Origin of the sequence: Defluviitoga tunisiensis, assembly GCF_000953715.1 — a bacterium.
GTDB classification, from domain to species: Bacteria; Thermotogota; Thermotogae; order Petrotogales; family Petrotogaceae; genus Defluviitoga; species Defluviitoga tunisiensis.
Map to the genome: position 1 here is coordinate 496756 of NZ_LN824141.1, position 26124 is coordinate 522879.

The window sequence follows — 26124 nt, forward strand, 5'->3', positions numbered from 1 at the left end:
ATTCCTCCTTTCTAATAAATTAAACTACTGACGGTTCAGATATTACTTCCCCTCTTTTATATCTTTCAATATCTAAAATAACATCATAAGTGAACTCACTTTCAGTAATAATGTCTGCCATTAAAACTCCTATAGCTGGTGCAATCATAAACCCATGACCACTAAAACCACAAGCAACATAAAAATTTTCGACATCTTTTATTTTCGAAACTATCGGTTGCTTGTCAGGGGAAATATTATATAAACCTGCCCATTGCCTTAATATTCTTATTTTGTTTAGTGGTGGTAAAAGCCAAGTAGCTTTTTTACTCATAGTTTCTAAAAATTGCCATGAACTATGAGTATTAAACCCAGGTGGTTCATTTTCAGGTCCATAACCCATTATAAAACTACCATCAGGGGTTTGTTGACAGTAGATATTGTAAGAAAAAGACATAAGCATAGGATCAAGTATGGGTTTTACAGATTCTGTAACTAAAATTTCATGTCTTTCAGAATATACAGGTAGTTCAACATTCACCATTTTTGCTATTTGTTGCGACCAACCACCTGCAGCGTCAACTACTTTTGAGGTTTCTATAAATCCTCTATTAGTCTGAACTCCAATTATTTTACCTTTTTCAGTTTTTATTTTTTTTACTTCAGTAAATTTATTTATCTCAACTCCTAAATTAACTGCAGCTTTTGAGTAACCGTAAGTTACCTTAAATGGATTCGCATGACCATCTGTAGGACAAAAGGCTCCTCCAACTAATTTATCTATGTTAAGATCTGGTACTATATCTTTTGCTTCCTGAGGTGTTACTAGTTTTGAAGGTATATCTAGACTATTTTGAACTTCAATATTCCTTTTGAATAGACCCAATTCATTATCCGAATATGCCAAAAGTAAATAACCCTTTTGTTTTAATTCTATATCCACATCAACATTCAAAGTATCTTTAAAATTTTCAAACACCCTCATACTTTCTCTTGCTAAAAGGCAATTCTGTCTAGTTCCCCATTGCTGCCTAACCCCTGCCCCACACCTACCTGTAGCTCCACTTGCCAAAAAAGATCTTTCAACTAATACAATATCTTTTACTCCTCTTTTAGCAAGATTGTATGCAACTGAATTACCTACTACTCCTCCTCCAATTACGACAACACTGGCCTTATTTTTCAACTTCATCACCTGCAATTATTTCTTCAAAAGTAACTCCTCCATAAGGAGGCCTTATGTTTTGTAATTCAATTTTTTCTATTGATATACCAGTAATTTCAGCAATTTCTTTGGAAATAAGCAAACCACAAGTTTTACCTTGACAAGGCCCCATACCAATTCGTGAAAGTCTCTTAATTTCTTCTATCGTTGTAAATCCTTGCTGAATCAAATTTCTAATGTCTTTTAAAGTGACATCTTCACATCTACATATAATAATATTATCTTCATTCATAATATTATCCTCACTTTACTTTAATATTTCTAGTTTCAAGGAAATACTCTTTTGGTACCTCTACAGTTACAACGGTTGTTTTATCTTGAATCTTTCCATCTATAACCCTCTTAACTATACCTTCACAAATTTCTGTTCCTTCTCTATTTAGAACTAAGACCGTTTGATCTTTCATAGGTTTAGGCAAAAATTCATAAGGTAGAGTAACTAAAGAAGTTGAATCAGTATAATTTTTTTGTACAACAAACATCGCTAGTCCTGGACATTTACTTACGCAAATTGCACATCCTGTGCATTTTTCAAAATCTACATAAGGTAAGTTATTGATATTACCTTCTTCAGATATTGCATCAAATGGACACCCTTTTACACAGGGATCACAAGGAAATTTTTGAAAACATTCAGATATAGCTATCGGTCCTTTATTAAATATTTCTTCACTCTGAGGTAATTTCATTTTTAAATTATCATTACTAGGAATACCTGTTCTCATCAAAAAAGATATGTCATACTCTTCATTTGACATTCTTTCATCATAATTCTTTGAGTTATTTAACCCTATTTTTTTTAGACCTTTTCTAACTTTTTCACCAACAGGTCCTGCCCTTAATAACTCTAATTCTTTCTTTGCTTCCATTATTTGCTTCTCTATCTCAAGTTGATATTTAACGTTTTTATTAATCCTTTTAGCTACATTTAATCCGGCAATTTGACCCTCTATAATTGCAGATGTTGCCTCTTCTATTCCTGAAACATCACCTGCAACAAATAAATTTTTTATATTAGTTTCCATATTTTCATCTCGAATAGGTATGTATCCACCTAATTCTGATATATACACGGTTTTAATATTAGTTTGTCTTAATAGATCTGTTAAGGGCGTTAATCCTACAGATAAGCAAATAGCATCGCATTTTATGAATTGGTCAGTATCTATAATTTCTCTCCAACTACTGTCAAGCTGACATATTATTGCACCTTCAACTTTATCTTTTCCTACAGCCTTTTTTATTGTGTGGGAAGTTAATATTGGAACCCCCATTCTTCTTAATTTTGAAGCATGAACAGAATAACCACCTATTTTAGGAGCAGCTTCTATAACGCAGGTAACTTCAACTCCAGCTTGAAGTAGTTGATAAGAAACTATTAGTCCAATATTTCCAGAACCTACCATTAATATTTTTTTGGCAGGTGAAACTCCATATAAATTCATTAAGGTTTGAACCGCACCTGCGCCAAACACCCCTGGAAGATCATTATTCTCAAATGCTAAAAACTTTTCTGATGCACCAGTGGCAAGTATTAGAGCCTTCGGAAAGTATTTCATCATTTTGTTATTGGTAAGAATGGTTACTATTTTATCTTTATATATTCCTAAGACCTGCGAAGAAGTAAGTACTTTTATATGTTCATTTTCTTTTATCTCTTCGACAAGAAGATTAGAAATTTTTAATCCTCTAGTTCCAGCATATTCTTTCTCGGATCCAAAAAATCTATGAGTCTGTTTAACTAATTGACCACCTAAAAATTCACGTTCTTCTACGAGAATAACGTTTACTCCATAATTTGCTGCAGCTAGTGCTGCAGAAAGACCCGCAGGCCCTCCTCCGACTATTATTAATTCAACTTTTTCAATGTTATGCATCTTTAATCACTTCTTGACTTTGAGTTTCTATCTGCATACCTTCTTTCAAAGGGGTAATACACGTTCTCACGTTAGGAATTCCATCAACCGTCATTAAGCACGATGAACAATGTCCAACTGCGCAAAATATACCTCGTGGTCTTTTTTGCTTTTTACTTTCACTAAGTTTGTATATTCCTAAGCCATATAAAGCAGAGGCTATTGTATCGTTTTTAAATCCGATCATCTCTTTCCCATTAAAATAAAACCTAATTTTTTCGCCCTTTTTAAACTCTAAGATGGGATGTTGTTCTATCCTCATATTTTTCCTCCTGATTAATTTATTGATAATATTTACCTAAGAAATCACAAAATCTGCACTATATAATATATTTAATCTTTGTTTTTCATCACTTGCAGTCAGGGAGTGGTAAAGGCTCCCACTAGACCCATTATAAATTCAAAATTCCATATTTTAGAAAATCTTAATTTATAGTGTCCCAATATAGAAAATTAAATCGTTGATTTAATAGAATCAAGACTATAACAATTCTCTACATTTTTTGGCACTTTAGCCAGAAAATGAGAAGGAACCAGCTATAGATAAACAATAAAATTAATATATTATTTTTTATTAATAATCTATTTAAATTTAATCATAATTGTTTAAATATGTAAAATCTAATTAAAGCCCATTATGAAAAAAATTTCAGGGTTATACTTAATTATAAAAGAAAATCAAAGTTTTTTTCATCTACTTTTAAAATTTCTAAGAAAAGAATTAATAAAGAATTCTTAGTTTAGTAATTATCTATTCTTAAGAGCATCAAAAAATAACAGGGACTTTCGTCCCTGTTATTTTTTATAGATAATAGACATTTGCTTTTAATTATTTAACTAATCCTCATAGGAATATCTTGGTAGCCGATTACAAAACCTTTGATGTGACTCAAAATCCTGCGTTCGGAACTTTTCTTTTCTTTGTATCATGTTAATTGTTTTATCTTGGTATTTTATTTCCAAAGGTTTGAAGTAACTGTAGTCGTTGATTCTAATTTTAAAGCCTGTTAATTCTATAGTAACTTCCGGTTTAATGTCGCTTATAAGATCATGTGGAATCTTTAATGAATAAGTTTCATCTTCAATTTCTACTACTAACTCCACAAAGTAATCACTTTCCACCATGTTTTTTATGGTACCAGTTACAGTAATAGGTTCTATTTCTTGGTCCTGGGCATGGTAATTCAACTTTAACTGATCATTCGCTTGGATCCGTGAACGATTCTCAAAAGCATTCTGAGTTCTATCTACTATTCGTTCCCTATGATTTGTTTTTAAATTTACATTTGGCTTAACCTGAGAAAATATAGATCCTACTAAAAATATACTTAATACAGCTAATACTAAAAATTTTTTCATATAAACACCTCCACTAAGTTATTAATTTCCTTCAATAAAATAATAAATTTTTTCTCTTAAAATCAACTTAATGAAAGCTTAAAAAATACTTAAAAAATTGAGTTTTTATTTAGAAAGAATAACACTTTTTCAGAAGATTTTAACCGTTTATTGTTTTTATCAAGAAAGTCCTGTTACGAGGTCCATCAAATTCGTAGAAGTAAATTCCTTGCCAGGTTCCTAGTAACAATTTTCCATCCTCTACTATTAAAGTTAATGAAGGACCAATAAGAGAAGATTTTATATGAGAATCTGCATTTCCTTCAACGTGAGAAAAATGACTACTTTGTGGTACTTTCTCTGCCAAAAAAGTCGTTATATCTTTTTTAACCGAAGGATCAGCGTTTTCATTTATCGTAACTGCAGCTGTAGTATGAGGCACAAATACTACCAATATTCCGTCACTCAAATTAGATTTTTTAATGCTATCTCTAACATAATCTGTTATATCAATCAATTCTTCTCTTCTACGTGTTTTTAAGGAGTAAGAATAGACCATACAATTTCACCCCTTTAATTATTTATTATATATGATGTTAGCAACTATAGTTATCGAATTTCCTTCTTTTGAGACGTGTACTTTAACATCCTCTCTTTTTACGGAAAGATGTTGTACAGCATAATCTTTTATATAATTTACAACATAATTCAAATTTTCTTCGTCTACATTTGTTAATCTAATCTCAGAGATGTTGTTATTATTCCTATTCTGAGAATTACTTAAGAATGAATTCATTCTTTTAATTGCGGTTTCTCTAGTTTTTTTCGACTTTCTAGTGAAGGGCCACATTTACTCTTCACCCTCTTCGCCTAAATAAATTTTTTATAAATTCCAAGAACCCTTCTGGAGTATGATCAAGCTGAGATAAGTCCTTTTCTATAGGTATATTTTTTCCTAATATTCTATCACTAATATTATCGAATACAATGTGTAAATTACTTCCTTTGCTAATTGAAAGAGGATTTCCTTCATTAGTTGATAACAAAATATCTTCGCTGTCTGGAATAATCCCCAACAAATCTAAAGCAAGTGCATCTTTTATGTCATTTGCGGAAAGCATCTCATTTTTCTTTACAAGTTTTGGTTTAATTCTGTTTACAATCAAGGAAATATTATCTTCAGTGTAACCTTGATTTTCAAGAAGCCCTACTACTCTATCAGCATCACTTATAGCGGTTAAATCTGGCGTTGTAACAACTATAGCATGCTGGGCAGCTACAACAGCATTTTTGAATCCTCTTTCTATCCCTGCAGGTGAATCAATAAAAATATAATGAAAATGCTTAGAAAGTTTTGTAACAATATTAACCATATCTTCTGGAGATATCATATCCTTATTTGCAACTTGAGAGGAAGGTAATAAAAAGAGATTTTTTAGCTGTTTATGTTTAACCAACACATCCATAACAGCTTTATTTCCATTTATCACATCAATTATTGTGTATACTACTCGATTTTCTAAACCTAATACAATGTCTAGATTTTTCAAGCCAATATCAGCATCAATTAAGCAAACGTTGTATCCTTTTTTTGCTAAAGACGCCCCTAAATTAGCTACTATCGTTGTTTTTCCGACTCCGCCTTTACCAGATGTAATGACAAACACTTTTGAGTTTTCCATCTCAACCCCTCCGCTTCAAACGCCTTATAGAATAATCCCGCCCTTTATAACGCTCCCGTTGATTTTTATGAATTACAATCTTTATAAAATATTAAATTTAACTTAAAAATACATAAGACCTTAGACTTATTATACTACAAAAATAATTAAAAATATAAAAAATACCTGTTTTTTGATAATACATAAAAAAAAATCGGGGAAACCCCCGATTCATTATTAAAGATGTTCAGTATCCTATCTATTATTCTTCTATACTAATAGCTTCAGTTGGGCAAGCATCAATTGCATCTTGAACGCAAGGTTCATTACTTTGTTCATCAATTACTTCGGCTTTCCCATCATCTGCCATTTGAAACACATCTGGGCACAAACTTTCGCAAATCCCATCTCCTATACATGCTTCTTTATCAATTATTATTTTCACCTACCGCACCTCCTAATGAGTTTAGTATACTTTTTAAATAATACACCCTTTATTAATCACACTACTAAAAATTATTTTATGTTCTTTAATAAGACGAATTATAAACTCATTTACAATACATCGGATCGGCCAATAACAAATTATTTAAATCTTACAATTATTATTATACCATAATTTTTCAAATTAAGTTTAAAAAATAGCTTAAAAAATTTTTATATCATAATTTTATTAACTTCTTCGACTATCCTATCAATAATATTAATTCCTACTCTTTCTTGAGCTTCCTTAGTAGATGCTCCAATATGAGGTGTAACAACTACGTTAGGAAGAGAAAATAGTTCTTTATAAAAATCGCTAACTGGAGGTTCTTCTTCGAAAACATCTAAACCTAATCCAAATATTTTACCATCTTTTAAGTACTTTAATGCAGCTTTTTCGTCTAAAACGCCACCTCTTGCTGCATTGATAATTATTACATTATCTTTCATTAATTTTATTTCCTTTTCACCAATCACATGAAAAGTTTTCTCATTTTTTGGAAGATTCAAGGAAATAATATCAGATTGTTTTAGTAGATCTTCAAATGAAACTTGCTTAACTTTATATTTATTTTGTTCCTCTGCGGTAAGATTAATAATGTCATAAACTAGAGTTGTGGTATTAAAGCCTGTTAATAATTTTGCTAAATTTGTTCCAACATATCCAAAGCCAATTATCCCAAATGTTTTTCCAGACAACTCCAAACCCTCAAGTTCCTTTTTTTCCCATCTTCCTTCCTTGAGTCCTATTGATGCCCTAGTGATATTTCGATAAATATCTATAACCATTCCTATTACTAACTCAGCAACAGAAAGAGCATTTTGACCTGGGGTATTTAATACTTTTATGTTTTTGACTTTAGCTGCTTCAAGGTCTATATTATCCAAACCCATTCCAGCTCTTCCTATAATCTTTAGTTTAGGTGAACTATCGATAATTTCCTTGGTAACTTTTGTTGCGCTTCGAACAATTAATACATCTACATCCTTCATTTTTTCTTTCAATTTGTCTTTATCAAAGTGTTCAGAAGTTATGGTGGCATTAGGTAATTCTTCTTTAAGTTTCTGCAATGCGATCTCATCTAACGGATCGTTTATATGAATTTTCACTGCACATCACACTCCTTCATTAACAAAAACTTCTTCAGCTGCTTTTACTCCTTTGCCCAACTCAACTTTGAAACCAAATTTATTTAAACTCATCTCTAATGCACTAATTGCTATTATAATATCAAATTTAGACATATATCCTAAATGTGCTATCCTAATAATTTTTCCTTTGAGTTGAGACTGACCTCCGGTAAATACTATTCCCCAATCATCTCTCAAAAATTTTATTAGTTTTCCTGCATCTACTCCCGCTGGAACTTTTATTGCAGTTACAGCATTTGATGGCTTTTCTGCGAAAAGTTCTAAATTTAAGGCCTTAACTCCGGCTCTTGTTGCTTCACTCATTATTCTATGTCTTTCCCAAACGTTTTCAATACCCTCTTCTTTTAACATATTCGTAGACTTAACTAGCTGGTAAATCAGATTAACAGGTGGAGTAAATGGGGAATCTGGATAATTCTTTTTGTATGATCTAATATCAAAATAATATCTGGCATTTTCACTTTTTTCAACAATTTTCATAGCCTTATCACTCAAGGCTATCATTGCCAATCCTGGAGGCATCATAAAACCTTTTTGTACACCACATACTACAACATCAACATTCCATTCATCCATTTTTAGTGGCTCTGCTAATAATCCTGAAATCGCATCTACAACTAATACTGCGTCTGTTTTGTTTACAATTTCTGCAATTTCTTTGATAGGATTAACAACTCCTGTAGAAGTTTCGCAAAGAGTTGTAAAAACTGCCTTTGTATCCGGATTTTCTTCTAGTGCTTTTTTTATTTCTTCCGATCTAACGTACTTTCCCCATTCAACATCGAGCTCAATTAACTCTGCCCCGTAGGCTTTACATAGATCACACCATCTTTCACCAAACTTACCAGCGTTAACTGCAATCGCTTTATCTCCAGGAGATAATAAATTAGCAACTGCTGCTTCCATTGCTCCAGTACCTGATGATGCCATTGTGTAGACAAAGTTATCAGTCTGAAATAAGTACTTTAAATTTTCTAGTGCTTCGTTTTGAATATCAAGGTACTGTGGAGTTCTGTGATGAATAGTATCTTTTGCGCCTTCAAGTAAAATATCAATTGGTACAGGCGTTGGCCCCGGTGTCATTAGATAATTCTTTTTTAGCATTCTTGCCATGGATATCCCCTCCCTTGTTTTTGAATGCTAATAATATTTTAACTCTTGTAAAACAAATTTCTGCTTAAATTGTAAATAAAATGTGGAAAAATTAAAAAATAAAATAAAATGTGAAAATTTTCGTTTTCTGTATTTTGTTAGGTATTGTATCACAGTTTACAAAAATTAATATGGATAATTTTTGTCGACTTTGGATATTCTGCATAATAAAAGAAATATTTTGAAAGCAGATAATTTAATGTTATAATTAAGAATATAGCAGCAACTATTTGAAAGAGGGACCTTTAAAATGAATTCACTAACTTATGAAGACAAAATATTAAGTTTTTTAGGTTTGGCTGCAAAGTCAAACAGTATTGTTTTTGGTAAAGCTAACATCAAACATTATCTTAGTTGCCCCCAATTAAAGAGAAAATTAATTATTCTTGCACGTGATATCGGTAAAAGAGTCAAGTTAGAAACTATACAAAATTGCAAGAACTATAATGTTCCTTTTATCGAAATTAATAAGACTAAATCAGAAATTTCTAAAGCCATTGGGAAAGTAAATATAAGCGTAATAGGAATCACTAACGAAAGTATTATACATGGCATTTTAGACGTAGTGCGTGAAAATGGAGGTGGTTTATAAGTGTCAAAGACTCGGGTATACGAAATCGCAAAAGAATTAGGAATGAATTCGAAAGAATTAATTGAAATACTACAAGAAGAGTTTGATATACAGGTTAAAAGTCATATGAGTACTCTCGAAGACGAAACTGTTGAGGCTATAAAAGAACTGATTGAAGAGATGAGAGAAACAAAAAAAACTGAGAAAAAGCATAAAGATTTATCTAAAGATGCTAAAGAGTTATCTAAGGAGGAAGAAGAAATAACTGAACTAACAGAAGAAAGAACCATAAAAGAAATTCGTTTGTCTGAAGAAAATTTGACTCTTGATAAATTAGCAAAGGTAATTGGTGTTGAACAAAACGATATTATCAAAGATATGTTTCTTAAAGGAAAGATTTTAAGACCTGGTCAAGAATTAGATAAAAATACTGTTGAAGAAATAGCCTTAAGCTATAATACTATTGTTTCTTTTGACTCCCCCAAAATCGAGCCTGAAGTCGTTGAAAGTGATGAAGAAGACTTAGAATTGCAATTGGCAAAACGATGGATTGAGATATATGAAAAAGAACAAGACCGTTTAACAAACAGGCCACCCGTAGTTACAATAATGGGTCATGTTGACCATGGTAAAACTAGTTTGTTAGATGCCATTAGGCACAGTCATTTAGCAGAAAAAGAAGAAGGCGGTATAACTCAATCTATTGGAGCCTATCAAATAGAATATAAGGGTGAAAAAATTACTTTTATAGACACTCCTGGGCATGAAGCTTTTACTGAAATGAGAGCAAGAGGTGCCCAAGTAACAGATATAGTTGTTCTTGTGATAGCAGCTGATGATGGCGTAATGCCACAAACAATAGAGGCCTGTAATCATGCTAAAAGTGCAAATGTCCCTATAATAGTTGCAATCAATAAAATTGATAAACCTAATGCAAATATAGATTTAACAAAACAACAAATGGTTTCAAAACTTAATCTAGTTCCCGAAGATTGGGGCGGAGACACGATAACGGTTCCTATATCAGCAAAAACATCCAAAGGAATAGATGACCTTTTAGAAATGATTATATTAGTCGCTGAATTACAAGATATTAAATGTATTCCAGATGGCAAAGCTAGGGCTGTTATTATAGAAAGTAAAGTAGATAAAGCAATGGGACCACTAGGAACGGTCATAGTAAAAGATGGTATATTAAAAACAGGAGATGATTTTGTTGCAGGAGCTACCTATGGTAGAGTAAGAAGAATGATAAACGACAAAGGACAGTCTGTTGATGAAGCAACACCTTCTACTCCTGTACAAGTTTTGGGCTTCAACGATGTACCAAGCATGCATTCAATATTATATGTTGTTGATTCAAAAGATGAAGCCAGAACGATTGCAGAAAAAATAAGGCAAAGAGAGTTGGAAAAATCTCAATCTTCTAATAAGAGACATATTAAACTTGAAGATATAATGGAAATGATGCAAGCTCAAGAAAAGAAAACACTTAACATATTATTAAAGGCTAGCACCTACGGTGAAATAGAAGCACTAAAAAATGCTATTCAAAAATTTGAAAATCCAGATATAGATATAAAAATAGTACACGCAGGAATTGGCGCTATAAGTACTAGCGATATTATGCTTGCTTCTGCATCAGATGCAGTAGTACTAGGTTTTCGTGTAAAAGCTGATTCTAAAGCTATAAAAATGGCCGAAGCAGAAGGTATACAAATTAGAAGGTATAATATTATATTTGATCTTATAGATGATCTAAAGAAAGCTTTAGAAGGTATGCTTGAACCAGAAGAAAAAGAAGAGATTATTGGATATGGTGTAATAAAAGATGAATTTAAAATAAAAGGTATTGGAAAAGTTGCTGGTGTCCAAGTTACCGAAGGCCAGGTATTAAAAAATGGTGGTGTTAGAATTTACAGAAATGGCTCTCTCGTTGCAGATGTGAAAATTGCTAGTTTAAAACATTACAAAGATGAAGTTAAAAGCATCGAGGCACCTAAAGAATGCGGTATATTATTTGAAAATTATGAGGATTTCTCGAAAGGCGACGAACTTGAATTTTATAAAATTGTGAAAGTAAAAAGGGAACTTAACATTGAACAAGGTACTAAATAATTATTTGTACTATATTATAATATAAATCAAACATAACGGTGAGTTGAAATAACAATGGAAAAAGATTATAAAATATATGGAATAAGAGGTGCGACCTCTATTGAAGAAGATACAGCAACACTTATAACTGAAAGGGTATTGGAGCTTTGGAATGAAATTACTTCCAAAAATGATATAACAAGAATAATTTCTGTTATTTTTTCAGTAACAAGTGACATAAAATCTCTCAATCCTGCGACCGTTTTAAGGAAAACCTTAAATTTGGACTCTATTCCTTTTATGTGTTTAAGTGAATCAGAGTTTGAAAATTCACCAACAAAAATTATTAGGGTGCTTATTATTTGTGAAAGTAGCACCCCAAATTTTGTTTACCTTCATAAAGCATCTCAATTGCGCAAGTAAAATCTTGCTATTTATATTGACATTTTAAAACTACAATTATTCTAAGAGGTGGAATCTTTGAATCGTGACATGATTAAAATGATTTATTTTGATTTAGACCATACCCTTTGGGATTTCGAAAACAATTCTAAAAGCGCTCTCAGACTAGTTTATAATAATTATCGGAATCTATTAAATTCTATAAACACCGAAGCATTTATTTCAACATATCAAAAGATTAATACACAGCTTTGGGATTTATATAGAAAAAAAGAAATAAGTCAAGAAGAACTAAAGCTTCTAAGGTTTGATTTAACCTTAAAAACTTTAGGAATTGAATATAATGAATCATTAATACAAGAGATTAATGACGTATATCTAGATACATTATCAAAACAAGAAATGCTTATAAATGGTGCAAAAGATGTTTTAGAATATCTTTGTGGTAAATACAAGTTAGGAATTCTAACTAATGGTTTTAGAAAAACTCAATTGGCAAAATTAAATTCATCTGGAATAGACAAATATTTTAAGATTTTGGTGAGTTCAGAAGACATTGGATTTCCAAAACCAGACGAAAAAATATTTAGTTATGCACAAAAAGTTTCAGGCTACCCAAAAGAAAAAATAGCTTACATTGGAGACGACTTAGAGAACGATATTCTACCTGCAATTAAATTTGGAATGCACGCTATTTGGTTTAAAAACAATAATTCATTTATTTCTAATTTACCAATCAAAGATAATATAGTAATAATAGATCATTTATCAGAATTAAAAGACATATTCTAAACCTTTTGCAAATAATAAATTCCTTTTTGAACTATACGAATATTTTTCCCCGATATTAAATCTAAATATGTTTCTTTTAAGTCAAGAGGTTTATCTTCCAAAGAAATAAATATTATAATTTCACTTTTTTCATTTTTCTTTTTAAAAATTAACCTCTTTTCTTTTACATCCATTAATTCATAAGCTCCTTTAGAAAGAACAGAATGCTCTTTTCTCAAGTTAATTAACCTTTGCGTATAATTAAAAGTCCTATGTTCTTCTTCCGTCCAACTCTCTTTAAATCTCATTGCTACTCTACCGCTATCAGAAAAATGATGCGCCAGGGGATCGCCTTTCAATGCAATTTCATTACCATACTCTAACATTACATTTCCAGTTAAAGCCATTAATAATCCCATCGCTATATAAAAAGAGTCCATATCTTTACTAATATCAATAAATCGAGGTAAATCATGATTCTCTATAAAATACGTTAATTGAAAAGTATCTTCATTTAGTTTGTTAGATAAAATTATTTGCTCATACAAATCTTGTAAACTTTTTTTCTGTTCTCCTAAAACTTCTTTAATAATATTATAAGTTGCAAAATCAAAAAGACTTGTAAAACGTTGCGCATCATATCCTTTAAATTTTTTCAGCAATGCAAAATTTTTTTCTTTATCTCCTTCATCCTCCCATACTTCGCCTAAGATAATAACATTTTTATTAATTTTTTTCATTCTATCAGAAAACTCTTCTAGAAAATCTAATGGAAGGCCTAGAGCATGATCTAATCGGAATCCATCTAATTCAAAATTCTCTAGCCAGTATTCTCCAACTCGAATTAAAAATTCTCTAGTATCTCTATCTCCTAAATCCCAAAATAAAAAAGATCCTTGCCATCGTATCTCTTGTGGAGATTGAGGAGGTTCTGTTTTAACTTTCAATCCTTCAGGGATAGTAGAAAAATCATATTTTTTCGAGGCATGATTGAGAACCAAATCAATAATGACTTTTATATTTCTTTTATGAGCTTCTTCAAGCAATTTTTTTAAAATATCATTAGCCTCTTCTTCTGAAACTGAACTAATGTTTTCAGAAATTGAAAAATAATCAATAACGTCATAGCCATGGGTTGTTTGAGCTTTAAAAATAGGACCTAGATAAATCAAATCAATGCCAAGCTCATTTAAATAATCCATCTCTTGGATTATTCCTTGTAAGTCACCATCTATAGCATTTTTCTCATAGTACTTGTATGATTCTTTTGGAAAATCATTACTTAATTCTCCATTTTTAAAAAACTTGATCAATATATGATATCCAATAAACACATTTTCTCCTCCTAAAATAGGTTTTACATACAGTCTTCACAAATTTCAAAAACCTTATTATATGTATGTTTTGATTTAATTATTACAGAATACTTCATTTCTTTAACCTTTTGGTATTTGTAGTTATAGCGAGGGCTACACCCTGGACCCGTTATAAATTCATAATTTCGTTTTTAGAAAATCTTCGTTACTATAGTCTTAAATATAAAAGAGAGGGCTTTTTTAAGGATTCAATTTAAATTCAGAGTCTTTATTACCTGCGATCTGAATTTGACAAATTAAAACTTTATATTCAGAGACTTCATTCTTTAATTCTCACTATATTTATTGTAAATATTACCTGTAATCATTTTATCATTTCTTTTTTAAGTATATGAAAACGTTTCCTAAAAATCTTTTGATTAGAGGTTGGTAAAGTAATAAAATAACATAAATTCTGATATAATTAAAGAGTAGTTATATAAATTTTATATGTAATATAAAATTAAAACATAATAAAATCATTTTTTCTTTAATAAAGGTGAGAATTAATCTATGAAAAGAAGGATTTTTGTTATATTTGCCTTTGTTGTTTCTATCATTTCTTTTTCGGTAAATGTGTCAAAAGACACTTTGTTAATTAGCATAAACGATAATACATGGATCACTAGACAAATCGCCGAAAAAGTCAAGAGCATCGGCAATTATATGTATGATATTGAAATAAAAGATGTAATGACAGAAACTATAAAAACAGAGAATTATGACGTAATAATGAACATATTTACTAACACTAAGGAAAATATTACTATTGCTTTTGGATACTTTCAAGGTGGCGGTTTTTCGTATTCAGAAACAACTAATGAGACTGCTGACTGGGTTGAAAAATTTGCTGTAAAAGCTTTAGAAAATCTTTCATTTCAAAGATTTTTATACGGAGAAAACTGGGATATTTTACAACTAACTTTTTGGAAAGGTGTAGATGAATATCCCATATACCAAAACGAAAAACTATATTTTATAAGTGACAGATATATTGGTAACAGAGAAATTTATATATTTGATTTTGTCAATGGAACAGAAAGTAAAATTCCTTTAGAGTCTTCAGCAGAATATTTCCCTGATATTTCACCTAATAATAATTTTCTAGTGTTTCAAACTAGTTTATTTGGAAAATGGGATATAGTGTTATATAATTTGATCACAAAAAAAATAACAAGAATTAGCCCATCTAATAAAAACGCTTATTCTCCTTATTTTTATGACAATACATTAATTTTATTTTCTATGGAAGATGAATCAGGTCAAGGGACAGAAATTTGGTATTATGACTTGTATTATAATAAGTTAGAGAAATTAAGTAACTCAAAAAGACTGCTTAAATTTAGACCAAGTAAATGGAATGGAAACAATATTACTTTTTATGCGATTAATTTAGAAGACGCTAGTGTAAATATTTACTATTTAGATGAAGACAACAAAATCTATCCTTTGCTAGTAGATCCTTTTAACCAAACGGACAGTTGGTCTAATGGTTCGGAACTATTGGTATTTTCAGAATTTAATGGGAAGTATTTTAGTATTTATGAATACAATAATAACGAAAAAATTAATTTAACTAGTTCTATTACAAATGACTGCTTTTATCCGACTTATTCTCCTGACAAAAAATACGTTTTTTTTACCAACTACTACTCTGAAGCTGACGTTTTTGTATTAAAACGTGAAGCTATTTATAAACAAAGAAATAACTGATTTGGAGTGATTTAAATACCAAAACACACCAGTAGTGACTCGATGAGCGACGTTTCTAAAAAAATGTCTAATTCAAGATATTTAAAAATTCTGATTAAGATCCTTGGATTTATATTAATAATTATTCTTTTTTTCTGGAATGCGTTTTTGACTTTTTTAATATTGATACTTCTTAACTTGAAAACATTAAGAAAAGCTGTTTTTGGTAGACTGCCTTTAGAATTCAATAAAAATGCCTTTGAAGGGCCTGTTACATATACATATAAAGAAGATAGTATCCCTTTAAAATTAGATATCTACTATCCAACAAAAAAGCGAGAATTATATCCTGCAATCTTCTTTGCACATGGAGGAGGTTGGATTAGTGGAAGTAGAAAACTTTCAAGTGTTACTACATGGTCAAAATTTTTGGCAAGCAGAGGGTTTTCTGTTATAGCCATTGATTACAGATACAGTTATTTTCATAGTTACGAAGAGCTGATACAAGACTATTCGGCCGCTTTAGATTATATAAGAAATAATTCTAATCATCTAAAGATTGATAAAAATAAAATAGTATTAATGGGAACGTCTGCTGGAGGAACACTTTCTCTCTATTACGCAGCATTTAATACTTTTTACAATAATTTAAGCGCTATGAAAGGCATTAAAGGTGTCATTGCATGGTATGCACCAGCAGATCTTTTGGACTTATGGAGAGTTGATTCATTGTTTGCAAGGGTTGCAGTTGTAACTACCATGAAAGGCAGCCCAAACAGAAAAATTGAAGATTATAAAATGTACTCACCCATCAACTACGTCTCAACAAGAATGTGTCCTACATTGCTTGTTCATGGAGAAAAGGATACTACTGTTCCAGTTGAATCTTCAAAAAAGCTATATAAAAAGTTAAAAGAACAAGGTGTTCAAGCTAAATTATTAATTCATCCTGATGGTAACCATAGTTTTGAGTTAGATTTAAAAGATTTTTTAACCATTAAGTATGTTGAAAGAACCGTTAGTTTTGCAAAAGACTTGTGTGAATAATTATACTCACAAAAAATATTAATCAAGAAAGGGAAGAAGAAAAGTGATCGACTTTACATATGATAAATATAACAATAATAACATAGACTTTGTTCAAGGTTACATAAATAAGGGTAAAAACTACAGAGAATCTATAATAAAATATCCATCCCTCTATACACATGCAAAAAAGGGAACTGAATTAAATGAAATATATCTTTTTGAACCTAAGAAGAAAGCTGTAGGCCTCGTTATTATACTTCATGGTTTAGGTACTAAAAATATCTCATATATATTAAAGATGGGGAGATACTTTTCTAATTTTGGTGTTAGAGCCTTAGTTCCAATACTCCCTGATAATTACACAAGAACCTCCAATGGATCTATGAGTGGAAAAAAATATTTTTCTGATAGTGTAGGCAGCATTTTAAACACTTGGGAACATGCTGTTGTGGATATTTTATCGCTTATAGATTTTTTGAAGATGAATAATCTATGGCATGAAAATAATTGTATGATCGGATATTGCCTTGGAGGCATGGTTTCAGTTATAGTTAATTCTATAAATACTTCTATCAAACACAATTTTATAATAGCAAGTGGTGGAAATATTGCTGATCTACTTTGGAATTCTCCTATCCTTCAATATGCAAGGAGAGATTTTTTAAACAACAAAGATGATCCGTATTTGTTAAATGATAAAGATTATCTAATAAAAATATTTCAAGATACTCTTAAACATCCCGATAACTTTAAAAGTGTCGGCGATATTTTGAAATCAGAAATTCATCCCTTGTTAAAAGTCGATCCCGCTCTCTATGCTAAATTTTTACCCAGAGAAAAGGTCACTTTTTTGGAAGCAGCTTTTGACTTTGCTTTACCAAAAAGCTCTAGAAAAATATTATGGGAAAATCTAGGAAAACCTAAAAGAATTGTTTTACCTATAGACCATATAACCTGGTTGGCTTTTCATAGACTGATATCGAACATTATCTTAAATGAAATGAAGTTTGAAGGTGTAGGTTATCAATTTTTAAACTTAAGATATATAGCAAAATTTCAAAAATAAAAGCCTAGGATATCTCCAAAGGAGAAATTAATAATGTACATATTACAAAAAGATGGGAGATTTCATTATATTAATACCAGATTAAATAATCGTTCATACATCACACCTTTTGTAACCGACACTCATTTACATGTACTAGGTTTAGGTGAAAAATTATATTTTCCTTCTCTTGAAAGCAAAAATTTAAAAGAAATTGAAGATATTATAGAAAAACTCTTAAAGAACAATCCCAAAGAAATTATACTAAGAGGTTGGTCCGAAGAATTTGCAAAACCCTCTAAATTATTTTTAGATAACATAGCAAACAACTTACCTATTATCTTAGTGAGAAGGTGTTCGCATTTAGCATTCGTAAACTCTAAAGTACTTGAGATTGTAGATTTTAGTGATTGTAGGGAATACGTGGATTATGTCAATGGAATTGTAAAAGAAAAGGCTTTAGAAAAAATTTACGCTATAATTGATTCTCCGACTTATACAACTGAAATATGGAATCATGCAAAAGATTATTTGCTGGATAAAGGTTATGGCTATGTACATTCCGATGACTTGCATGGCTTATATAAAGATGAGTTGCCTTTTAAACCTACTGATAATTTAAAAGTTTATGAAAAGGTGGCTGTAACCAATTATGAACAACTAATAAGTTATCAAAAAGACGGCTATTTTGATAAGTTTTCTTGTGTTAAAATCTACTTAGATGGTTCACTAGGAGCAAGAACTGCTTATTTACTAGAAAAGTATAATGATGATGAAAATAATTTTGGAATAAAACTTTGGAAAGATGAAGAATTAATTAAAGTACTAGATTTTTGTGAAAAAAACAATTTACATTTAGCGGTCCATGCTATCGGTGATGGAGCGATTGAACAGTTATTATATGTTTTTGAAAAAGTTAAGCCTAGGTTAGTTCATAGAGTTATTCATGCTATGGTAATGAGCAATGATCAAATAGAAAGAATAAAGAAACTTAATCTTATAGTAGATATTCAACCACAATTTATCGAATCAGATAAAGGTTTTATAAACAATAGACTTGGTAGGAACGTTGATAAAGCATTTAATTTTTCAAAATTATACAAAACAGGAATCCCTTTATTTATTTCTTCTGACGCCCCTGTGGAAGATCCTGATTGGATAAGAGACTTAATAAGATTAGATAAGCTAGGAATACCCTACTGTTATTCTTTGTATCAAATTACTTATGCCCCAGAATTTATTGATAATTTTGATAGAGGCAGCACAATTTCTGAACAGGCTTTAATCTTTAATGACAATCCTTTTAATCAAATATCTGTCCCCAAAGTGTATAATAATAAATAACAATGTATCATCTTTCAAAAAAGAGGGGGGTAAGTATTTGAAGTTAAAAAATCTCGTTATTACTGGTATTATGGTTGCATTAATTTTTGTATTGACTTTTGCTATAAAAGTGCCTGTTCCTTTTACCAGAGGGTATATTCACTTAGGAGATAGTATGATTTTTATAGCTGCTATTTTATTTGGTTGGCGAGTAGGAGCTTTGGCTGGTGGATTAGGTTCTGCTTTAGCTGATGTTGTTGGCGGATACGCTTTTTGGGCAATACCAACTTTTATTATCAAAGGAATTATGGGGGCTTTAGTAGGATTAATTTCAGACACTTATAGAAAAAAATATTCTTTAAAAAAAGAGATTGGTATTTTCTCGGTCAGTGTAGGGGTATGGAGTGCTTTTATTATTAGTGTTTCTATAACATTAACAAGTTTAATTAATAATCTACATACTTCATCAATGACTGCGACTTTAATGAATGAGCTAGGTTATGACAATTTAGAAGACTTAAAAAATTTCCTATTGAATACTCGAAATATAATAAACATTGTATTAATAGTTGTTCCAGTCGTTTTAATTTTGATCTCGTTGATTCTAAGAAAAAAGGACTTAAAATTGTTTAACCTAGGAAACTTAATGGGCAGTTTAATTTCAGGACTATGGATGGTTTTTGGATATTTTATCGCTGGTAGAATATTACTTGGAAATTGGATTATTCCAATTTTTGAAATTCCATGGAATATTTTACAATTCACAGTTGGAATGATCATAGCATACATTGTATTACTTGCCTTTAAAAATACAACTCTTTTCCAAAACTCGGACTTATAAATGTATAGTTGATTGAATATAAAAAGTAGGTCATTAAACCTGACCTACTTTTTTATTGATATTCATACAATATTTAAATAATTTTTTTCAACCTCTTCCCAATTTACCACATTCCACCAAGATTCAATATATTCAGCTCTCCTATTTTGATACTTTAGATAATAAGCGTGTTCCCATACATCTATACCTAAAATGGGGTATAACCCTATCATAATAGGATTATCTTGATTTGGAGTAGATATTATTGATAAATGACCATATTTATCCAGCACCAACCAAGCCCAACCACTACCAAACCTATTAAGAGCGGAATCAGAAAACTCCAATTTAAATTTATCAAAGCTTCCGAATACTTCATCTATCCTCTGTGCTAACTTCCCAATGGGCTTCCTGCTTCCATTTGGTCCCATTATACTCCAAAACAAGGTATGATTATAATGTCCTCCTCCGTTGTTTCTGACAGTAGTTCTAATATCGCTCGGTATATTATCTAAATCTTTCAGAAGATCTTCAAGGTTTTTGTTCATTAATTCTGGATGTTTCTCCAAGGCTTCATTTAATTTATTCACATACGTTGCATGATGCTTCGTATAATGAATTTCCATGGTTCTTGAGTCAATATATGGTTCTAAAGAATCATAAGAATAATTTAATTTTGGTAACTCAAATCTCATATTAGCACCTCCAAAATGATTTATATCTTAATTCGGATAATTTTTGTCGTATTTAAATTATACTATTAATTTTTAAAAATGTCAAGATTTCGAGGTGCGAAAATGAGTCAGTATTAGAACATAAAAAATCAATACTAAACTCCATAAAAATAGGGGTAAAAATTGAGAGTCAAAGGTAAAAGGTTCAAAAAAAGTAAACAATTTTACAAATTTTTTAACCGATAAAGCAAAAAATGTTGAGAAAGAATGTAACATTTTCCAAGGAAGGAGAGCAGAAAATAATCCGCAGATTATTAACAAGGAGATAGCAGGGGTTAAAAGGGGTGTTACTAAAAGACCCATTAATGAAATCTCTCCAAAATAGATAACGGAAAGAGGAAAAACCCCTATGTAAGAAGCAACAGGGATTAACAATGTTTTCAGAGAGGAATTTTTTACATTATTTGAAGTAAATAAAATCATGAAAGATGCTGCATAACTCATTAAAAAACTAATGTTAAAAATATTTTCTGGAACATATAGGAGATTAAGATAACCTATAAGTCCCAGTATATTATATGAATTAATAGGAATATCAAGTAGTTTAAAAATGTTCAAAACAACTAACATACTTACTGCTCTAACAGAACTTGGTGTAAAACCAGTTAGAATTAAATAACTACAAATTATAAATGTACTTAAAACTAAACGAAGATTTCTTTTTGGAACTAATATACTAATAAAAGAGGTAATTAAAGAATAAATTAAAAACACATGCATACCTGATACAGCAAACAAGTGAAGAGTACCTGTTTCTTTGAACACTTCTTTATCTCGCAAATTACCCATAAAAGAGCTAACTAATACATCCCTTGCTTCTTCATTTTTTATATTTTCATACAACCTATTAGTAATATTATCTTTTATTTTCATAATAGATTTATTATTAGCAGGAGCAATATATTCTACATCTAAATATCCTTCTTCTATTTCACCAAATAAATAAACATTTTTTCCTGTACTTAGAGGAACTGTGCTATATTTATTGTAATAAATCTTATAATAATTTCTATAGGAATACCAAGTACGATCACTAAACACTTTTTCGGAAAATATAGTGTAATTATTACCTCTTTTATCAATAATTTTTCCTAGTATGCCTACCTCCCCTTTAAGATTAATCGGAGAATAAAATAGGAAAACTAGAGAAAACAAACATATCAAGAACACTTTAACTTTATCTTTTTCAACAATATATAATAAAAAAAATAAGATAGAGAAAGCTGTTATTTGCAAAGCTTTACTTAAATGTGAAAGCACTATTATCAAAGCTGCAATTAAAAATAATTCAATGAAAAAAGGTGGCGTTACACTCTTACTTCTTTCTATATTGATTAACAGCTCCTTTAAAAAATAAAAGGATCGTAATAACACGATCCTCTATCTTTCTTTGGTGCCGGGGGCGGGACTTGAACCCGCACGAGTGCGTATACTCATATGGCCCTCAACCATACGTGTCTGCCAATTCCACCACCCCGGCAATCATTACTGCTAATTAATCAAGTTAATTATACACTACACAATTTCCTTTGTCAAGATTTCACATTAGATAGAATTAAATTCCTTGTATCTCGCTTTGATGCACAATGTTTTTTTCTTTTTTTCTGTACAATAGAAAAAGCCAGCCAAAGAAATCTCTAATGAGTTCATAACCCGCAGATAAACATCTTGCTCTTAGATATTTATCAATGAATATTACATAATTTTCATATATATTAGTTTTATTACCAAAGATACTAACAACTGACACACCGAAGTAATAATCAGTACAGTAAAAATTGTGAAGTTAAAATAACCTGCAATCACTCCTGCAATCATCATAGCTAAAGAAGTTATAAGTAGAATAGGCATACCTGCTTTAGCTTTAATTGCCTTCATTCGTTCATCATTCTCTTTGTTATATTGAATTTTCAATTCCTTTTCGTTGTGTAAAAGTTTCTTATAACGTATAAGAAAAATAGCGGCCAAAATACCCAATGCATCTATAACTCCAGATTGAAAACCATATATTGTGCTTTCTTTCATTTCATCAGACGCCCAGAATACATCAAATATTGCCAATCCTACAGCTAAAATTACTATAAATGACAACATCCATATTCTACTCTTTACAACTTTTTTGTAATTTTCCATTTTATTACCTCCTCTCATCCTAAATATTCAGTCAAATCAAAGACTTCTTCTATGGTCAACCCAAAATAATGTGCTATTTTATAAGCCAACGGTAATGATGCAACGTATTTACCTGTTTCAATAGAAGAAATCGTTTGTCTGGTAGTCCCTACAGCTAAAGCTAATTCCTCTTGTGAAAGTTTCTGTTCTTTTCTAAGTTCTTTAATTCGTGTATACAACTACTATCCTCCTTTGTTAAATTGCAAAGTTTACTTTACTTTTTAAGTATAGCACACTTTGCAAAATATAACAAGCTTACTTTACAATATAAAGATAGAAAATAAGTTATGGATTTTAAAGTTTAATAATAAATACATCTTCATGGTATAATATAATTAATGAAAATTGATTTGTGTAAAATGATTAAATAATCGTTGTTGGGAGGAAAATAATGAGAATTGGATTAATATTTGGCACACGTCCTGAAGCAATAAAAATTGCTCCCATCTATTTAAAACTTAAAGAAATGAATCAAGACACACTTGTTATCATCACTGCTCAACATAGAGAAATTCTCGATCAGGTATTACAATTATTTCAAATTAAACCAAATTATGATTTAAATGTTATGAGCGACTCTCAAACACTACCAATTTTATCTCAAAAACTTATTTACGAACTTGATAATCTCTTACAAAAAGAACCTTTAGATTATATATTAGTTCAAGGAGATACAACTACCGCTTTTATAGGGGCTCTCATAAGCTTTTATTATAAAATTCCAGTTGCTCACATAGAAGCTGGTCTAAGAACAAATGACAGATACAATCCTTTCCCTGAAGAAATAAATAGGCGATTAATCAGCGTTATAGCTTCTCTCCATTTTGCTCCTACTCAAAGAGCAAAAGAAAATCTGATGAAAGAAGGAATTAATGAAACTTTAATAAAAGTAACTGGAAACACAGTCGTGGACGCACTTCACTGGATCATAGATAATAAAAAGGACAACATGCATCAAACAAGAGTAAAATACGATTTAGATAATAAGAGATATATTTTAATGACAATGCATCGGAGAGAAAATTGGGGAGAACCTATGATTAATGTTTTAAAAGCAGTGAGGAGATATCTAAGCGAAAATCCAGATATGTATTTGGTTTTTCCAATACATCCAAATCCCATTGTTAAAAATATAGTTTACGATAATCTTCAAGACCTTGAAAATGCTATTTTATTAGAACCCTTAGAATACTTTGAGTTAATTAGTTTAATGGACGGGTGCATTTATATAATGACTGATTCAGGCGGAATACAAGAAGAAGCTCCTTCTTTTGGCAAACCCGTTTTAATTTTAAGAGACAAAACGGAAAGACCTGAGATTTTAGAAACTAATTTAGCAAAATTAGTGGGTACAAACACTCAAACTGTTTATGAATATATGAAAAAGTTTGAAAACTATAAATTAGAGAATGTTAACTTTCAGAACCCTTTTGGCGACGGTAAGGCAAGTCAAAGAATAACAGAATATTTAATAGAAGCATTATATAGTACCAAATAAAAAGATTGTGGAGGTGAGAATAATGAAAAAAAGTGTGACTATTTTTATATTAGTATTGTTGATATCTTTCAGCGCATTCGCTGCTGTTGCAGATATTATAACCCAATCTAGGATAGCTATAGAAGAACTTCTTTCAAAACAAGATAGTGGTTCTTTCGTGCAATTAGTTGAACAGGGACAAGGGGTTGTGATTTTTCCTACTTTTTATAAACTTGGTTTTGTATTAGGTGGTCAATATGGTGAAGGCATTGTTTTAAGAAAAGATCCACAAACCGGAAAATGGTATGGACCTGCATTTGTAAATATTTACGGTTTAAGTGTTGGGGCTCAAGCAGGTATACAATCAGCCTCGTTAATCTTAGTTGTAATGAATGAAGAAGGTATAAACGGTTTTATGGGGGATAACTTTACGCTAGGAGGTTCTTTAGGTGTAGCTGCTGGACCTTTAGGAAGACAACTTTCTGCAGATGTGGATTACAGACTTAAAGCATCTATATATTCATATTCTGTTGCAAAAGGTTTTTATGCTGGTGCATCTATCGAAGGTGCATATATTAAAACAAATGATCATGCTAACGAAGCTTTTTATAAAGGTCAAATATCTCCCGAAGAGATTTTAAAAGAAAAAACGGTTGAAGGAGAAGCTAAAAAGATAGTTGAGCTCCTTGAAAAAGCCATTGAAAACTTGCATAAAGAAAATTAATTGTTTCAATAACTTTAAAAAAGGAGGTAGTAAATATGCCTTATGTTAACACAAAAGAAATATTAGAAAAGGCTAATAAAGAGTATTATGCAGTTGCAGCATTAAATATTAATAATCTCGAGTTTTTGCAAGCTATATTGGAAGCAGGAATTGAGAAAAAATCTCCACTTATCATCGAAACAAGTGAAGGGGCTATAAAATATGCAGGAACGGGAGATCCTTTACGAGGAGCAAAGTTTTTTGTAGATATGGTTAAAGGATTCGCAGATACATTGGACATCCCCGTTTCTTTACATTTAGATCATGGAAAAGATTTTAAGTATATCGTATCTGCCATAAAAGCAGGATATTCTTCTGTAATGATTGACGCATCTGATAAACCTTTTGAAGAAAACGTTAAAATAACTAAAGAAATAGTAAAAATTGCACATTCTGTTGGGGTATCTGTGGAAGCAGAACTTGGAAAATTAGCGGGTATTGAAGACAATGTTTCTTCTGCAGAAAGTGTGCTTGTAAATCCAGATGAAGCAAAGAAATTTGTTGAAGAAACACAGGTCGATTTTCTTGCTCCAGCAATAGGGACATCTCATGGAGCTTTCAAATTTAAGGGAGAAGCTAAATTAGACTATGATAGGTTAAAACAAGTAAAAGAATTAACAGGCATTCCTTTGGTACTTCACGGGGCTTCTAGTGTAGTTGAAGAAATTGTTGAAATTGCAGAAAAATATGGCGCAGATTTTGGTGGATCAAAGGGAGTTCCTTCTGAGATATTAAAAGAAACTGTTCAATTAGGAATAAACAAAGTCAACACGGATACAGATCTTAGAATGGCATTTGTAGCTGGGCTTCGCGAATACTTACATAATAATCCAAAGGAATTTGATCCCAGAAATTATATGAAAAAAGGAAAGGAATATGTTAAAAAAGTTGTAGCAGATAGATTAGAACTTTTAGGTTCTGCAGGTAAAGCCTAAACTTAATTAAATAATATATTGTTAAGTATAAA

General features: G+C 30.8%; 28 protein-coding genes and 1 tRNA gene. 12 read left to right on the forward strand and 17 right to left on the reverse strand.

The annotated features are described in order from the left end of the window. Nucleotides 1-19: 19 nt before the first annotated feature. The 11 genes from DTL3_RS02285 to DTL3_RS02335 form a co-directional block, all read right to left on the reverse strand. Entirely contained in the window at nucleotides 20-1165 is a 1146-nt protein-coding gene (locus DTL3_RS02285) for an NAD(P)/FAD-dependent oxidoreductase (RefSeq protein ID WP_171820616.1), read from the reverse strand. Further along, nucleotides 1155-1436, reverse strand: coding sequence for a (2Fe-2S)-binding protein (locus tag DTL3_RS02290; protein WP_045087346.1), 282 nt, complete (start codon nucleotides 1434-1436; stop codon nucleotides 1155-1157). Before DTL3_RS02290 ends, DTL3_RS02285 begins: the two co-directional genes overlap by 11 nt. A gap of 10 nt (nucleotides 1437-1446) precedes the next feature. Next, nucleotides 1447-3081, reverse strand: a complete 1635-nt coding sequence (locus DTL3_RS02295; protein WP_084217096.1) for an FAD-dependent oxidoreductase — start codon at nucleotides 3079-3081, stop codon at nucleotides 1447-1449. After that, nucleotides 3074-3382 carry a (2Fe-2S)-binding protein gene (locus DTL3_RS02300; RefSeq protein ID WP_045087347.1) on the reverse strand — a complete coding sequence of 103 codons (309 nt, stop codon included), beginning with the start codon at nucleotides 3380-3382 and terminating at the stop codon, nucleotides 3074-3076. Before DTL3_RS02300 ends, DTL3_RS02295 begins: the two co-directional genes overlap by 8 nt. A gap of 575 nt (nucleotides 3383-3957) precedes the next feature. Beyond that, nucleotides 3958-4479, reverse strand: coding sequence for a hypothetical protein (locus tag DTL3_RS02305; protein ID WP_045087348.1), 522 nt, complete (start codon nucleotides 4477-4479; stop codon nucleotides 3958-3960). 139 nt (nucleotides 4480-4618) lie between these two features. Then, nucleotides 4619-5017: a secondary thiamine-phosphate synthase enzyme YjbQ gene (locus tag DTL3_RS02310; protein ID WP_045087349.1), complete on the reverse strand. Its 399-nt coding sequence runs from the start codon at nucleotides 5015-5017 to the stop codon at nucleotides 4619-4621. Nucleotides 5018-5035: 18 nt separating this feature from the next. Then, a complete protein-coding gene (locus tag DTL3_RS02315; protein ID WP_045087350.1) occupies nucleotides 5036-5308 on the reverse strand; it encodes a hypothetical protein in 273 nt (90 codons plus the stop codon). A gap of 7 nt (nucleotides 5309-5315) precedes the next feature. After that, nucleotides 5316-6140 carry a septum site-determining protein MinD gene (gene minD / locus DTL3_RS02320; protein ID WP_045087351.1) on the reverse strand — a complete coding sequence of 275 codons (825 nt, stop codon included), beginning with the start codon at nucleotides 6138-6140 and terminating at the stop codon, nucleotides 5316-5318. A gap of 241 nt (nucleotides 6141-6381) precedes the next feature. Next, a complete protein-coding gene (locus DTL3_RS02325) occupies nucleotides 6382-6564 on the reverse strand; it encodes a ferredoxin (RefSeq protein WP_045087352.1) in 183 nt (60 codons plus the stop codon). A 212-nt stretch (nucleotides 6565-6776) separates the two neighbouring features. After that, on the reverse strand, nucleotides 6777-7712 hold the full coding sequence (locus DTL3_RS02330) for a D-2-hydroxyacid dehydrogenase (protein ID WP_045087353.1): 936 nt from the start codon (nucleotides 7710-7712) through the stop codon (nucleotides 6777-6779). A 6-nt stretch (nucleotides 7713-7718) separates the two neighbouring features. Then, nucleotides 7719-8867, reverse strand: coding sequence for a pyridoxal-phosphate-dependent aminotransferase family protein (locus DTL3_RS02335; RefSeq protein WP_045087354.1), 1149 nt, complete (start codon nucleotides 8865-8867; stop codon nucleotides 7719-7721). Between the two features lie 289 nt (nucleotides 8868-9156). Between DTL3_RS02335 and DTL3_RS02340 the strand changes: the two genes are divergently transcribed. From DTL3_RS02340 to DTL3_RS02355, 4 genes are read left to right on the forward strand one after another with little or no spacing between them, the layout of a single operon-like run. After that, nucleotides 9157-9498: a L7Ae/L30e/S12e/Gadd45 family ribosomal protein gene (locus DTL3_RS02340; RefSeq protein ID WP_045087355.1), complete on the forward strand. Its 342-nt coding sequence runs from the start codon at nucleotides 9157-9159 to the stop codon at nucleotides 9496-9498. Next, a complete protein-coding gene (gene infB, locus DTL3_RS02345; protein ID WP_045087356.1) occupies nucleotides 9499-11595 on the forward strand; it encodes a translation initiation factor IF-2 in 2097 nt (698 codons plus the stop codon). 54 nt (nucleotides 11596-11649) lie between these two features. After that, complete coding sequence (gene aroH, locus DTL3_RS02350) at nucleotides 11650-11997, forward strand: chorismate mutase (RefSeq protein ID WP_045087357.1); 348 nt, start codon at nucleotides 11650-11652, stop codon at nucleotides 11995-11997. Nucleotides 11998-12054: 57 nt separating this feature from the next. After that, nucleotides 12055-12768: a YjjG family noncanonical pyrimidine nucleotidase gene (locus DTL3_RS02355; RefSeq protein ID WP_052670283.1), complete on the forward strand. Its 714-nt coding sequence runs from the start codon at nucleotides 12055-12057 to the stop codon at nucleotides 12766-12768. Here the strand turns inward: DTL3_RS02355 and DTL3_RS02360 are convergent. Next, nucleotides 12765-14081 (reverse strand): alpha-amylase family glycosyl hydrolase, encoded by a 1317-nt coding sequence (locus tag DTL3_RS02360; RefSeq protein ID WP_045087358.1) that lies wholly within the window; start codon nucleotides 14079-14081, stop codon nucleotides 12765-12767. The two genes, DTL3_RS02355 and DTL3_RS02360, sit on opposite strands and share 4 nt — an antisense overlap. A 534-nt stretch (nucleotides 14082-14615) precedes the next feature. On the opposite strand from DTL3_RS02360, the gene DTL3_RS02365 reads away from it, so the two are divergent. From DTL3_RS02365 to DTL3_RS02385, 5 genes are all read left to right on the forward strand, one after another. Further along, nucleotides 14616-15815, forward strand: coding sequence for a TolB-like translocation protein (locus tag DTL3_RS02365; protein WP_045087359.1), 1200 nt, complete (start codon nucleotides 14616-14618; stop codon nucleotides 15813-15815). A gap of 63 nt (nucleotides 15816-15878) precedes the next feature. Further along, nucleotides 15879-16841: an alpha/beta hydrolase gene (locus DTL3_RS02370; RefSeq protein ID WP_045088559.1), complete on the forward strand. Its 963-nt coding sequence runs from the start codon at nucleotides 15879-15881 to the stop codon at nucleotides 16839-16841. Between the two features lie 43 nt (nucleotides 16842-16884). Then, nucleotides 16885-17889 carry a dienelactone hydrolase family protein gene (locus DTL3_RS02375; RefSeq protein WP_045087360.1) on the forward strand — a complete coding sequence of 335 codons (1005 nt, stop codon included), beginning with the start codon at nucleotides 16885-16887 and terminating at the stop codon, nucleotides 17887-17889. Nucleotides 17890-17922: 33 nt separating this feature from the next. Beyond that, nucleotides 17923-19212 carry an amidohydrolase family protein gene (locus DTL3_RS02380; protein WP_045087361.1) on the forward strand — a complete coding sequence of 430 codons (1290 nt, stop codon included), beginning with the start codon at nucleotides 17923-17925 and terminating at the stop codon, nucleotides 19210-19212. 37 nt (nucleotides 19213-19249) lie between these two features. Then, on the forward strand, nucleotides 19250-20032 hold the full coding sequence (locus DTL3_RS02385; RefSeq protein WP_052670287.1) for an ECF transporter S component: 783 nt from the start codon (nucleotides 19250-19252) through the stop codon (nucleotides 20030-20032). A 62-nt stretch (nucleotides 20033-20094) separates the two neighbouring features. Here DTL3_RS02385 and DTL3_RS02390 read toward each other — a convergent pair whose 3' ends face one another. The 5 genes from DTL3_RS02390 to DTL3_RS02410 all read right to left on the reverse strand — a co-directional run bounded on the left by DTL3_RS02390 (nucleotide 20095) and on the right by DTL3_RS02410 (nucleotide 23096). Further along, a complete protein-coding gene (locus tag DTL3_RS02390; RefSeq protein ID WP_045087362.1) occupies nucleotides 20095-20706 on the reverse strand; it encodes a superoxide dismutase in 612 nt (203 codons plus the stop codon). 81 nt (nucleotides 20707-20787) lie between these two features. Continuing rightward, the gene (locus DTL3_RS02395; RefSeq protein ID WP_045087363.1) at nucleotides 20788-22119 is read right to left on the reverse strand and encodes a ComEC/Rec2 family competence protein; all 1332 of its coding nucleotides are present in this window, start codon (nucleotides 22117-22119) and stop codon (nucleotides 20788-20790) included. 17 nt (nucleotides 22120-22136) lie between these two features. After that, nucleotides 22137-22225 (reverse strand) — tRNA-Leu (locus DTL3_RS02400). A gap of 215 nt (nucleotides 22226-22440) precedes the next feature. After that, nucleotides 22441-22878 (reverse strand): hypothetical protein, encoded by a 438-nt coding sequence (locus tag DTL3_RS02405; RefSeq protein ID WP_045087364.1) that lies wholly within the window; start codon nucleotides 22876-22878, stop codon nucleotides 22441-22443. Between the two features lie 14 nt (nucleotides 22879-22892). After that, nucleotides 22893-23096: a helix-turn-helix transcriptional regulator gene (locus DTL3_RS02410; protein WP_045087365.1), complete on the reverse strand. Its 204-nt coding sequence runs from the start codon at nucleotides 23094-23096 to the stop codon at nucleotides 22893-22895. A gap of 212 nt (nucleotides 23097-23308) precedes the next feature. Here DTL3_RS02410 and wecB point away from each other — a divergent pair, with 212 nt between their 5' ends. The 3 genes from wecB to fba are packed head-to-tail and all read left to right on the forward strand — an operon-like array spanning nucleotide 23309 to nucleotide 26092. Further along, nucleotides 23309-24415, forward strand: coding sequence for a non-hydrolyzing UDP-N-acetylglucosamine 2-epimerase (wecB, locus tag DTL3_RS02415; protein WP_045087366.1), 1107 nt, complete (start codon nucleotides 23309-23311; stop codon nucleotides 24413-24415). Between the two features lie 22 nt (nucleotides 24416-24437). Next, nucleotides 24438-25118 (forward strand): lipid-binding SYLF domain-containing protein, encoded by a 681-nt coding sequence (locus DTL3_RS02420; protein ID WP_045087367.1) that lies wholly within the window; start codon nucleotides 24438-24440, stop codon nucleotides 25116-25118. A 35-nt stretch (nucleotides 25119-25153) separates the two neighbouring features. Next, nucleotides 25154-26092 (forward strand): class II fructose-1,6-bisphosphate aldolase, encoded by a 939-nt coding sequence (gene fba / locus DTL3_RS02425; protein WP_045087368.1) that lies wholly within the window; start codon nucleotides 25154-25156, stop codon nucleotides 26090-26092. Nucleotides 26093-26124 lie beyond the last annotated feature (32 nt).